Here is a 12,549-nt window from a genome sequence, read left to right on the forward strand (position 1 = left end):
CCGCGAACTCCTCCAGCCCGGCGGCGGTGTCCGCGGTGCGCTCGCCGTCGAGCACGTGGGCCAGGGCGTCCGGCGCGCGCGATCACGACAGCCCATGGTCCTCCAGGTGCAAGCCCCGGATGACGGGCGACCCGGCCGCGAGCGGGTAGAACGCGCTGAAGAGGTCCGTCTCGTACCTCGGTGCCGCGACCTCGGCGGAGCGGACCGCCCCGCCGGAGGTCTCCTGTGCCTCCAGGACGAGGACGTCCCACCTGGCGTCGGCGAGCGCGTGCGCGGCGACGGGGCCGTTGGGCCCCGCGCCGACGACGACCGCGTCGACGGTGGTCAGGCCCACGGGTCGAGCACGACCTTGATGCAGCCGTCCTCCTTGCGCTGGAACGTGCGGTACGCGGCCGGGGCGGACTCGAGCGGGAGGCGGTGCGTCCGCAGGTCCAGGACGCCGAGCGGGTCGGACGCGTCGGCGGCCAGGGGGAGGACGTCGTCGGTCCACCGCCGCACGTTCGCCTGGCCCATGCGCAGCGTCACCTGCTTGTCGAAGAGCTGCATCATCGGCAGAGGGTCCTTCGCGCCGCCGTAGACGCCCGAGATCGAGACGGTGCCGCCGCGGCGGACGAGCTCGAACGCCGAGTACAGGGCCGCGAGGCGGTCCGTCGCAGCGCGCTCGGTGAGGGGCGCCGCGATCGCGTCGGGCAGGACGCCGACCACCTTCTGCGTGGCCTCCGCGACGGGGGAGCCGTGCGCCTCCATGCCGACCGCGTCGATCACGGAGTCGGCGCCACGCCCGGACGTCAGGTCGCGCACCGCCGCGGCGAGGTCGTCGACGGCGGACGGGTCGAGGGTCTCGACGCCGTGCCGCTCGGCCATCGCGCGCCGCTCCGGGACGCGGTCGACGCCCACGACGCGGGACGCCCCGCGGTGGAGCGCGATCCGGGCCGACATCTGCCCGATGGGGCCGAGGCCGAGGACCACGACCGTGCCGCCCGGCGGGACGTCGGCGTACTCGACCGCCTGCCACGCGGTGGGCAGGACGTCGGAGAGGTAGAGGTAGCGCTCGTCCGGCGACCCGTCGTCGGGCACGACGACGGGGCCGTACTGCGCCTGCGGCACGCGCAGGTACTGGGCCTGGCCCCCGGGGACCTGGCCGTAGAGCCTGGTGTACCCGAAGAGCGCGGCACCCTTGTCCTGGGAGCGCACCTGCGTCGTCTCGCACTGCGTCTGCAGGCCGCGCTCGCACATCCAGCAGTGCCCGCACGCGATGTTGAACGGGATCACGACGCGGTCGCCGACCCGGAGGTTCCCGGCCTCGGGACCGACCTCCTCGACGACGCCCATCGCCTCGTGGCCCAGGACGTCGCCCGCGTCGAGGAACATCCCGAGCACCCCGTACAGGTGCAGGTCGGATCCGCAGATCGCGGTCGACGTGACGCGCACGACCGCGTCCGTGGGCTCCTCGATGCGGGGGTCGGGCACGTCCTCGACGCTTACCTTCTCGCGTCCCTGCCAGGTCAGTGCTCGCATGGTGCTGCCATCCTTCCGTCGATGGTCGTGCGGTGCGGCGTGCTCAGCCCCTGCTGCACGTCTGCTCCGACCGTGGCCGGACAGGACGTCGAGCGGGTCGAGCCTGCGGGGATCCGTGGACGTCGCCGAGTTCGGCTGGGAGACGAGCGACGCACGAGGCCGGCCACAGCCGGGCCCCGAGGAGGATCGTCAGGACGAGGGCCGCCCGGCACAGAGCGGTTCGTCCGTGCCGACGGTCCGAGCCGGTTCCCGACGCCGACCGCCGTTCGCGCGGCTGCCGCGCCGCGTCGGCGGCTGGCTGCACCGACGCCGCCAGTGAAGCACCGGCCCTGCCCGCTCACACGCCGAGCCGGTTCTCCGGCACGCGCGGCCCCGGTGGGCGTGCGGGCGCCCGGGGCGCGCGGCACCCTCGTTCCGTGACGAGCGAGGACCGGACCGCGGGCAGCAACCGACGCGGCTCGCGGGCGGTCGAGGCCGGGACGCGCCCGCGTCGCGTCGTGGCGGCCGCGCAGCGGCAGTGGGTGCGCCACCCGCGGTGGTCGCTCGCGGTCAAGGGCGCGGTCGCCGCCGCCATCGCGTGGTTCGCCGGCGTGCTCGCGCCCGAGCCGTTCTCCGACTACCCCTACTACGCCCCGCTGGGCGCCGTCGTCGCGACGACGAGCACGCTCGCCCGCTCGGTCCGCGAGTCAACCCAGGCGATCCTCGCGATCCTCGTCGGAGCGGCGATCGCGCGCGGCGTCGACCTCGTCCTCTTCCCGAGCGCGCTGTCGGTCGCGCTCGTCGTCGGGCTCGCGCTCCTGTGCTCCGGGTGGCGCCACTTCGGCGAGATGGGCACGTGGGCGGTGACGTCCGCGCTGTTCGTCCTCATCATCGGGAACGCGGCCAAGGTCGAGTTCGTCGGCGCGTACGCGGGGCTCGTCGTCGTCGGCGCGGCCATCGGTGTGGTGATCAACCTCCTGGTCCCGCCGCTGCCGCTCACGCCGACCGAGGACGCGCTCGACGGGCTGCGCGACACGCTCGTCGACCAGGTCGAGGCGCTCGCGGACGGGCTCGCGGGGGAGCGGCCGCCGTCCGCGGAGGAGTGGGAGGAGCGTCGCCGCGAGGTGGAGCCGACGCTCGCCCGTGCGCGCGACGCGGTCTCGCGCACGCGAGAGGCCGCGCGCGCCAACATCCGCCTGCGCCGGCACCGGGACTGGGCCGTCTCCCAGGTGCGGCGTGCGCAGGAGCTCGAGGTGTCGGCGGACGTCGTGGGCTCCCTCGTCCGGCTCCTCGTCGAGTGGGAGCGCGAGGGGCGCGACGACCTCGCCCTCGGTGCCCGGTTGCGCCCCGTCGCGGCGCGCGCGCTCGACGCCTACGCGGCCGCGCTCCGCTCCGTCGGCTCCGAGCCTGCCGACGAGGAGACGCTGCGCACGGTCGCCGCGAGCGCGGAGGACCTGCGCGCGGCGGTCCGGGAGGCGCGGCAGGAGGTCGACGCGGACTACTTCGTCGCCGGTGCGGTCGTGCTCGCGCTCCGACGTGGCGCGGCCGCCCTCGCCGCCACGTGACCGTCGGCGACGGCGACGGGCGAGGACGCACGAACCGCCCCGGTCCCGCGGGCTGGTCGGACGCAGCCTGCGGGCCGGGGCGGTTCACGGTCACGAGCTCCGGGTCAAGAGCTCGGGGGGCACCTGTCACCCACAGGTGTGCGCCGCGTGCTCGACGACCACCTCGCTCGACACCTCCTCGCCGTCGACCGTGGCGGTCGCGGAGACGGTGACGGACCCGGCGTCGATCGCGGTGGCCCGCGACGCGAACGACTGGTAGGCCGCCTGGCCGGGCTGGACGTCCGCCACGGTCTTCGAGCCGAACTCCGTCGTGAGCGTCACGTCGGCCGGCACGTCGGACGTGTTCGTCGCCGCGACGGCGAGGTACGCCTTGCCCGCGAGGCAGCGCGGGGAGACCGCCACGTCGAGCTCGACCCCGGCCGGCTCTGCGGCCGGCGTGACCACGAGGCCGCGCAGGCTGCCGGTGTTGTCGAACGAGCCGAAGCCGACGCGCCCCTCGGTGAACGTCGTGTCGTTCGCCGTGAGGAGCGGGGTGTCGAGGCCGTCGAGGTACACGGCGACGTCGCCGCTGTCCGCGCAGCGCACGACGCGCACGTCGTGCCACTCCTCGTCGGTGACGGCCGGGGGAGCCCCGACCGCGCCGTCCCACTGGTCGTCGATCCGCTCCCGGTCCTTGCCGTCGACCTTGAAGATGCCGTTGTGGGCGTAGATCGTGTTGTCCTGCGACAGGTGGGCGTAGTAGTACTCCGTGTCCGACTGCCAGCCGAACACCACGATCACGTCCCGGTTGTTCACCGATGCCGGGGCATCGAGCTTGACCTCGGCGTCGAGCGCGAACGAGCCGAGCTCGGGGCCCTCGGCGAGGACGGCGTACTCGAACGGGCGGCGGATGCCGTCGTTCGGGTTGTCGCCCGCCTGGGCGAGGACGACCGCGTCCCCGGGGAACTGCCACTTCGACGGCGTGCGCGGCGCCCAGCTCTCGGCCGCCATCACGTCCGTGATCGGCTCGCCCGCCGGGGCGCACGACGGCGGCGCCGGGGGCTCGACCGGCTGCGCGCCGAACCGGGCGTACTGCGCCGCGACCTGCTCCGGCGTCGGGACGGTGTCGAGGAACATGAGGTCGTCCATGCGGCCGTGGAACGGGTTGGCCTCGCGCGTGTTCTGCGGGAAGCTGCCGCCGATCTTGAGGCCCGCGGGGTCGGTCGGGGAGGTGGCCCCGGCTCCCCACGGGTTCGAGGCCGTGTACTCGCCCTCGAGCTCTTCTCCGTTCATGTAGAGCTTCATCTCGCCGCCCGCGAAGTCGAACGTCGCGGCGAGGTGGACCCAGCGGTTGCGCTCGAGGATCTGGTCCCACGGCAGGTCGGCCGCGAACGTCCAGGACCCGGCGCCGTCGACCCGGCGGCCGAGCGCGACGAGCTTGAGCTCGTTCCCGACCGTGATGACCTCGAGCAGCGCGCGCACGGCGTGGCCGTCCGACGTCCCGGTGAGGACGCCGGCGAGCCCGATCGCGTTGTAGCGGTCGTCCGGGTTCGCGGTGCCCGAGTTGAGGGCCGGGTGCTCGCCGGTCGGCTTGAACCAGCCCATGACGGAGATCTCCTCGGCGTCCGCGAAGGCCCCGAGCGAGTCCACACCCGTGGGGTCGTGGACGCCGGCCTTCCAGTCGTCGTTCGACGACGTGAGCGGGCTCATCTGCTGCGTCTGGAGCGCCTCGCCCGCGCCCGGGTAGGCCCGGTCGGCCACGCGCATCTCCACCCCGCCGTTGACGAGCTGGATGTTCGTGCCGGACCAGCCCTGGTCCGCCTCCCACGTCGTCGAGCCGGCGACCGGGTGGTCGAAGTCGTAGTGCGCCGCGACGTTCCCGGCGAGCTCGGGGAGCACGACGGGCGAGGACGCCCCGACGCGCCGCGCGTCGGTGACCTGCCAGATCTTCCCGTTGGCCTTCGAGACCAGGTAGAGCTCGCCGTCGGCGTCGGACCCGAAGCGCAGGTCGACACGCTGGTCACCGACGAGCTCCTGGAACGTGGTCTCCTGACCGTCGGCGAACACGCGCAGGTGCTCGATCTCGGCGAGGTCGTCGAGGTCGCCGTCGTTGCGCACCATCTCGTCCGCCTCCGTGCTCAGCACCCAGCCGCGCACGAGGTCGGTGAAGAGGTAGCGTCCGCGCAGCTCGGGGATGTCGCCGCGGTAGACGAACCCGCCGTTGAGCGCGACGCCCGCGTCGCCGGTCTGGCCGGGGTCGCGGTTGTGGTCGTAGGCGGCCACGGGGTACGTGAAGCCGTTCTCGGCGTCGTCCGCGGGCAGCGGGTAGATCTGCCGGTTGTCCGCGCGGAACGACCCCTCGCGCACGGACCACCCGAAGTTGTCGCCCGGCTCGACGGCGTAGACCGACTCGACCTGCCACTCGCCGATGTGCCCGAGGTACATCGTGTGGTCACCCTCGGGGTCCCAGCTGATGCGGTGCGGGTCGCGCAGGCCGACCGCGTAGATCTCCGGCAGCGCGCCCGGCGTGCCCACGAACGGGTTGTCGGCCGGGATGCCGTACCGACCGTTCGCGGCGTCCGTGCCCAGCGGGTCGATGCGGAAGACCTTGCCCTGGGGCGTGGCGAGGTCCTGCGGGTTGCCGTTGCCGACGCCGTTGCCGCCGTCGCCCACGAGGACGTAGAGGTTGCCGTAGTCGGCGTCGCCCTCCGTGACCGTCGGGTTGAACGCGATCTGCTGCACCGTGTGCACGCGGCCGGCGAACGGCACGCGCAGGACCTCGCGGCTCGTGCCCGCGAAGACCGGTGCGGACGGGTCGGTCGCCTTCCACTCCGTGACGACGCTGTGGAACTGCGTGTTGCCGTACGCCGGGTAGTCCGGGGTGTCCTGGGTCAGCGCCGTGCCGCCCTCGGTGTGCACCGTGTAGAACAGGCCGTTCTCGGCGAAGTCGGGGTGGAACTCGGCGGAGCCGAGACCGGTGCCGAGGCCCGCGCTGTTGTGGAAGTTGTCGAGGAACTGCTGGCGCACGTCGAGGTACGCCACGTACTCACCGGTGTCCTTGTCGACCGTGTAGAGCACCGCGTTGTTGTCGGGCACCATGAGGCGGCCCGAGCCGTCCGGGATCTCGTCGAGGTGCGTGATCCGGTTGTGCCGCACGAGGCGCTGGTCCTGCGTCGCCGGGGTCGTCTGCGACTCCGGGAGCTGGGCGAGCTCCGTCACCTCGATGCCGAGCGTCGACGGCGTCGGGTCGGGCAGCGGGTTGAGCAGCGGCTCGTCCGGCGTCGTGCCGCCCGCGGCGCAGTCGGCCGGGTTGCCCGTCGGGACCGCGAGGTTCTGCCCCGCCGTGTCGACGGCGACGTCGTCGAGCAGGAGGCGGCCCGCGCTGCTGGCGCCGTTGATCCAGAAGAAGCGGTCGAGCGCCCCGGTCACACCCTGGCGGAAGCCGAACTGCTGCTCCGTGCCCTCGGGCAGCCGGGTGATCTCCTCGTACGGGCCGCCCTGGCTGTAGACGCTGACCTTGTCCGTCGCGTTGTCGGCCACGATCCAGACGCACTGCCACGTGTCGCGCGACCAGACGCCCGCGGGCTTGAAGGCGCCGCCGTCGCGCACGAGCATGACGTCGTTGTTCTGGTTGTTCACGTACGCGCGGCTGTGCGCGTAGTCCGACGGCGCGTCGTTGTCGGTGATGCCGAACGACGTGTCGACGCTGCCCGTCCGCAGGAAGCGGAAGAACACGGTCCCGGTCGTGCCGTCCGCGATCCCCGGGACGGCGCGGTGGGCGCGCTGGGTGCCACCGACCATCTCGAGCACCTGGTTGTTGCCGTTGAGCGGGTCGGCGACGACCCGGGCGGCGGTCGAGGCGGACCAGCCGTCCTGGCCGTTCAGCGCGGTGCGTTGGTAGGCCTCGAAGCTGAGGACCTCGCTGAACTCGTCCGCGGCCTCCTCCGCGGCCGCCGGTGGTCCGAGGAGGGTGACCCCCAGGACGGCCGTGAGCGAGAGGGCGACCGCCGCTCTCCCTCGTCGGCTCGAATGCGTAGACGTCATCGTCTGCTCCGTTTCGTCGGGTGGTGCCGGCACGACAGCGGTGAGCGCTGTCATGTCTCCGACCCGCCGGCCGTCCGTCGCCGGGTCGGGTTCCTGCACTCCGCCGGTTCCCCTCGTCCGCATCGTCGCGCCGGGGTCCGCACGGGCCGCGCGCACGGTCGTGACGGCCTCGGCCGCCGCGTCCTGCTCTCCCGTCCGGTTCGAGCTGCACGTCCGTGTGCGCGACCCTCGCAGCGTAGGAAGGCGCTTTCCGAGTGTCAACAGGGACGCGCGACCACACGTGTCGGGTCATGCACCCAGGACGAGCGCCTTCTGTGCCTCGAGCTCGGTGTCCGTGAGCACGCCCTGGTCGCGCAACGCCGCGAGCGCACGCAGCTGGGCGATCTTCACGTCCGTCTGACGAGCGCCGGCCAGCACCCCGAGGAGCCCGGCCACGTCGTGGTCCGGTGCGCGGGACGTCGTGAGCGCACCCGGGCGGGTGCTCTCGACGTCGCGCAGCATCTCCTGCACGAGCGGACCCACCGGGCCGCGGACGACGACCTCGACGTCGGCCCGTCGTCCCGGTGCCGCGGTGCGCAGCCCGAGCAGGTCGAGGCCGAGCGCGGCGAGACGCTGGAGCAGGCCATACAGAGCGGCCTGGTCGCGCACGGTCGCCTCCAGCAGCGTGCACTCCACGGACCGGGTCACACCGAGCTCCGCGAGGTCGGCCGCCGCGAGCGCCACCGGACCCAGGATCGTCACCTCGACCGACGTCGTGCCGTCCATCGGACTCCTCACCTCGCCCGTCGTCGGACCAGGATCGTCGCCGTCCCGGCCGGTCGGATCACCCGGCGCGGGTGCCTCGCCCGCCGCGGCCCCGACTACCCCTCGTGGGTGATCACGAGCGCGTCTCGTGGGCCCGAGAGTGGGATCGTCACGGACCTCCGTGACCTGACGCGAGGGGTGCTCGATGGACGGCTTCTGGGACTGGTTCTGGCTCATGGTGTGGTGGTTCTTCTTCATCGCGTACCTCGTGGTGCTGTTCCAGATCGTCGCCGACCTGTTCCGCGACAAGGCCCTGAGCGGCTGGTGGAAGGCGCTGTGGATCGTCGCACTGATCTTCGTCCCGTACCTGTCGGCGCTGATCTACGTGATCGCGCGCGGTCGGGGCATGGCCGAGCGGCACGCCGACGAGGACCGCGCCCGACGGCAGGTCATGGACGACTACGTGCGCGCGACCGCGAGCACCGGACGGTCGCCCGCGAGCGAGATCGCGGACGCCAAGGCCCTGTACGACGCCGGGACGATCGACGCGGACGAGTTCGCCCGGCTCAAGGCACGGGCGCTCGCCTGATCGTGACGGCCTCCGGGAGCGACCCCACACCGCGCGACGACGCCGTCGCCGAACGACTCGCGGCCCTCGAGCGGGAGAACGCGGAGCTGCGTCGCCGGCTCGACGAGAGGTCGGCGGAGCCGGGCGGCCCGCACGGCACGGCCGCGACGTCGACCGTGCCGCGAGCCCCTCGTCGGGGCCTGCGGGCCGTCGCCTGCGTCGTCCTCGTCACCCTCGGTGCTCTCCTCGCCCCGCTCGGCGCGGTCGCAGCGTGGGCGCAGCGGGAGCTGACCGACACGGACCGGTACGTCGCGACGGTCGGCCCGCTTGCCGGGGACCCCGTCGTGCAGTCCGCGGTGGCCGAGCGGCTGACCGGCGTCGTCATGTCCCGCATCGACGTCGGTGCGCTCCTGGACGACCTCGTCGGGGGCCTCGAGGAGCGCGACGTCCCGCCCCGGGCCACCCAGGCGCTCGCGGCTCTCGAGGCGCCGCTCACGAGCGGCGTCGAGTCGCTCGTCCACGAGACCGCGACACGGCTCGTCGAGAGCGACGAGTTCGAGGGGGCCTGGCTCCAGGCGAACCGCGTCGCGCACCAGCAGCTCGTCGCCGTCATGCGCGGGGAGGACGGCGAGATCCTCCAGGTCGACGACGGCCGCCTGACCATCCAGCTCTCCGGCCTCGTCGACCTGCTCAAGGAGCGGCTCGTCGAGCGCGGGCTGGGCGTCGCCGCGCGCATCCCGTCCGTCGACGCGACGTTCACGATCGCCCAGTCCGCCGAGCTCGTCATGCTCCAGAACCGGTACGGGCAGATCGTCACCCTCACGACGTGGCTGCCGTGGGTCGTGCTCGGTCTGCTCGCCGCCGGCGTCCTCGTCGCGAACCGCCGCTCGCGTGCGCTCGTCGTCGCCGGTCTCGCGCTGACCGGTGCGATGGTGGCGCTCGGCGTGGGGCTCGCGGTCGCGCGGGGCCTGTACCTCGGCGCGCTCTCCGGGCAGGTCCTGCGGCTCGATGCGGCCGAGGTCGTGTTCGACCAGGCCGTGGGGTACCTGCGGCTCACGCTGCGCACCGTCGGCGTGCTCGGCCTCGTCGTCGCCCTCGCCGCGTACCTCGGGGGGTCGAGCGAGTCCGCGCGCAGCCTGCGCGCGGGCCTCGGGCGCGCGGGCGCCGCGGTGCGCGGGTGGGGGGAGGGGCGTGGGGTCTCCGCAGGGCCGGTCGGCGACTGGCTCGGACGGCACAAGGCGTTCGTGCGCGTGGTCGTCGTCGGGGCGGCGGCGCTCGTCCTCCTCCTCGCGGGGGGTCTCACGCCCGGCCTCGTGATCGGCGTCGCGCTCGTCGCGGGCCTCCTGCTCGTGGTCGTCGAGATCCTCGCCCGGCCGTCCGACGCCGCCGCGTCGCCGCCCGACGCAGGCCCGGCCTGACATCGAATTCCACCCGCGGCTCGCCCGGCGCTCTCGGCGTCCCGGGCATAGCCTGCCCCCATGGCCTCGGTCGAGCCAGGTGCCGAGCAGGAGGGTCGCACGCGCGTCGTCGACACCTCCGGGTCGCTGCACGCCCGGACCGCGGTCCCGCGGCTGCCCCGCTCGACCGTGCCCCGTCCCGCGATCGACACCCTCGTCTCCGCTGCGGCGACCCGCCGCCTGACCCTCGTGTCGGCAGGCCCGGGATGGGGGAAGACGACCGCCGCGGCGCGGTGGGCCCGCCGTGGTGACGGCCCCCGGGTGGCGTGGCTGACGCTGGAGCCGTTCGACGACACACCGACGGCGTTCTGGGCGGACGTCCTCGCGGCGCTGCGGGAGGCCGGGGCGGTCCCCCCGGGACACCCGCTCGCGTCGCTCGTCGTGCCACCGCGCCTCTCGCCGGCGCTCCTGCGGCGCGTCCTCGCGGGGATCGAACGGTTGCCGGAGCCCGTCGTGCTCGTGCTCGACGACTTCCACCACGCGGCGTGCCCGGACGTCGCGGCGACCGTCGACGACCTGTTGCGTCATCCTGTGCCCCTGCACCTCGTCGTGCTCACCCGCGTCGACCCGCTGCTCCGGCTCCAGCGCCTGCGCGCGCAGGGCGAGGTCGCGGAGATCGGTGCCGCCGACCTCGCGTTCGACGCGGGGGACGTCGAGACGCTCGCTGCCGCCCACGGGCGCCCCCTGCTCCCCGGCGACGCCGACCACGTGCTCGACGAGACCGGCGGGTGGGCCGTCGGCGTCCGGCTGCGCGTCGAGGCGGACGACGACGTGGGCCGGGCGCGTGCGGACCGGTCCGCCGCCGAGTTCCTGCTCGCCGAGGTCCTCGACGGCCAGGGACCCGTGGCCCGACGCTTCCTGCTCCGCACGAGCGTGACGTCGGCGGTGTGCCCGGACCTCGCGGCCGAGCTCGACCCGGGGGCGTCGGCGGAGCGGCTCCTGCCCGACCTCGCCACGGCGGACGGGTTCGTCATGCGGGCGGGCGGGCGCCGCACCTGGTACCGGTACCACCCGCTCCTGCGCGACATGCTCCTGAGCCAGCTCCGCGTCGAGGACCCGGCCGGCCTGCGCGACGCGCACCGGGCCGCCGCCCGGTGGTTCGCGCGGGACGGCGACTCCCTGCGAGCCCTCGAGCACGCCGCCGCCGCGGAGGACTGGTCCCTCGTCGGGGAGGTCTTCGTCGAGGGAGCGGCCGCCCAGCTCGCGGGCCCGCACCGGGAGACCGTCGCCCAGACCCTGCGCCGCGTGCCCTACGCCCGCCTCGGAGCGGACCCGCGCCTGCACCTGTGCGCCGGATCGCTCGCCTACGTGGACGAGCGCTTCGACGCCGCGCGCCGCCACGTCGCGGACGCCCGCGACCTCCTCGATCCCGCCGAGCAACCGGCCACGGCCGTCCTCCTGGAGCTGCTGGACGCGGGCACGGCACGGGCGACGGGCGACGTGCGCGGCCTCGCGACCGCGGCCGGGGCGGCGCTGGCGGCGGCCGACGGCGCGCCGTACCCCTTCCCGGCGCTCGACACGTACCGGGGGCTCGCTGCGGCGCACCGGTCGTCGGGCCTGGCCTGGTGCTCGGTGGACCCGGAGTCGTCGAACGGCAGCAACGGCGGCGCGCTCGGCCCGTCGGCGCCCCGCACCTGGCGCGCCCCGCAGCTCTTCGTCCTCGGCGCGCGGGCCGCCGCTGCGCTCCTCGCGGTCGCCGAGGGCCGGCTCGACGAGGGCGACGCCGCGGCGCTCGCCGTCGTGGGGGAGGCGGAACCGCTCGGCTGGGACGGGTACGCGCACGTGCGGCCCGCGCACGCGGCACGGGCCTGGGTGCGGTACGTGCGGGCCTCGGACGAGGCCCTCGACCGGGAGCTCGCGCACGCGCTGGCGGCGGACGCCGGCGGGCGCGAGCCGGCGTCCGACGCGGCCGTGCGGCTGCTCCAGGCCCTGGTGGCGGCGGACCGTGGGCACGGCCGTGCGGCGCGCGACGCCCTGGTGGCGGCGGACCGGGCGCTCGGGCCGGTCCCGTCGCCGCCGGTGCTCGCGGACCTGTGGGTCCGTGCGACCACGGCCGTCCGCCTGCTCGACGACGTGATGCGGTCCCCGATCCCGGGGCGGGTGGGCCGTGAGCGGCTCGGATCGGACGCCGTGGTCGCGGTGTGCGGGGCGCGCGAGCTGCTCGCGACGGGGCGGACCGGTGCGGCGCTGCGCGCGGTCGAGGGGCTCGTGGACGCACCCGACGGCGAGGTCGACACCCTCGTGCGCGTCGAGGCGGCGCTCGTCGAGGCGTCGGCGCTCGCCCGGGCGGGGACGCGTCGCGTCGACGTGCCCCTGGGCCGCGCCCTGGACCTCGCCGAGGCCGAGCGCTGCGCCCGTCCCTTCCTCACCGTCGCGACGACCGAGCTCCGCCCCGCCCTCGCCCGCGCGGTCGCCGGGCGCGCAGGCCCGCTCGCCGCCCGGCTCCGTGCGTGCCTCGAGCCGCTGGGCCGGGTGCCGGAGCCCGCGCCCCTCGTCGAGCCGCTCACGGAGCGTGAGCTGGCGATCCTCACGGTGCTCCCGTCGATGGCGAGCAACGTCGAGATCGCCGAGGACTTCTTCGTCTCGGTGAACACGGTCAAGGCGCACCTCAAGTCGGTCTACCGCAAGCTCGGGGTGAGCTCGCGGCGCGACGCGGTCCGTCGGGGACGCGAGCTCGGCGTCGTGTCCTGAGGCC

General features: G+C 74.6%; 8 protein-coding genes. 4 read left to right on the forward strand and 4 right to left on the reverse strand.

Features of this window, described 5'->3' with window-relative positions:
* Positions 1–82: 82 nt before the first annotated feature.
* Positions 83–334 carry an FAD-dependent oxidoreductase gene (locus tag FIC82_RS20855; protein ID WP_216609897.1) on the reverse strand — a complete coding sequence of 84 codons (252 nt, stop codon included), beginning with the start codon at positions 332–334 and terminating at the stop codon, positions 83–85.
* Entirely contained in the window at positions 325–1,518 is a 1,194-nt protein-coding gene (locus FIC82_RS10915; protein WP_154798565.1) for a zinc-dependent alcohol dehydrogenase, read from the reverse strand. Before FIC82_RS10915 ends, FIC82_RS20855 begins: the two co-directional genes overlap by 10 nt.
* 416 nt (positions 1,519–1,934) lie before the next feature.
* Here FIC82_RS10915 and FIC82_RS10920 point away from each other — a divergent pair, with 416 nt between their 5' ends.
* Positions 1,935–3,062 (forward strand): aromatic acid exporter family protein, encoded by a 1,128-nt coding sequence (locus FIC82_RS10920; RefSeq protein ID WP_154798566.1) that lies wholly within the window; start codon positions 1,935–1,937, stop codon positions 3,060–3,062.
* Between the two features lie 126 nt (positions 3,063–3,188).
* On the opposite strand, the gene FIC82_RS10925 is transcribed toward FIC82_RS10920, so the two are convergent.
* Positions 3,189–7,085, reverse strand: a complete 3,897-nt coding sequence (locus FIC82_RS10925; protein WP_253691051.1) for a PQQ-dependent sugar dehydrogenase — start codon at positions 7,083–7,085, stop codon at positions 3,189–3,191.
* 288 nt (positions 7,086–7,373) lie between these two features.
* The gene (locus tag FIC82_RS10930) at positions 7,374–7,850 is read right to left on the reverse strand and encodes an SHOCT domain-containing protein (RefSeq protein ID WP_154798567.1); all 477 of its coding nucleotides are present in this window, start codon (positions 7,848–7,850) and stop codon (positions 7,374–7,376) included.
* Positions 7,851–8,034: 184 nt separating this feature from the next.
* Here FIC82_RS10930 and FIC82_RS10935 point away from each other — a divergent pair, with 184 nt between their 5' ends.
* Genes FIC82_RS10935 through FIC82_RS10945 form a run of 3 tightly spaced genes read left to right on the forward strand, consistent with a single transcriptional unit; the run spans position 8,035 to position 12,545 of the window.
* Positions 8,035–8,418 carry an SHOCT domain-containing protein gene (locus FIC82_RS10935; protein ID WP_154798568.1) on the forward strand — a complete coding sequence of 128 codons (384 nt, stop codon included), beginning with the start codon at positions 8,035–8,037 and terminating at the stop codon, positions 8,416–8,418.
* Positions 8,419–8,420: 2 nt separating this feature from the next.
* Entirely contained in the window at positions 8,421–9,815 is a 1,395-nt protein-coding gene (locus FIC82_RS10940; protein WP_154798569.1) for a hypothetical protein, read from the forward strand.
* A 60-nt stretch (positions 9,816–9,875) separates the two neighbouring features.
* Complete coding sequence (locus FIC82_RS10945; RefSeq protein ID WP_154798570.1) at positions 9,876–12,545, forward strand: winged helix-turn-helix domain-containing protein; 2,670 nt, start codon at positions 9,876–9,878, stop codon at positions 12,543–12,545.
* Positions 12,546–12,549 lie beyond the last annotated feature (4 nt).

The sequence above is a fragment of the Cellulosimicrobium protaetiae genome (genome assembly GCF_009708005.2).
GTDB lineage: Bacteria > Actinomycetota > Actinomycetes > Actinomycetales > Cellulomonadaceae > Cellulosimicrobium > Cellulosimicrobium protaetiae.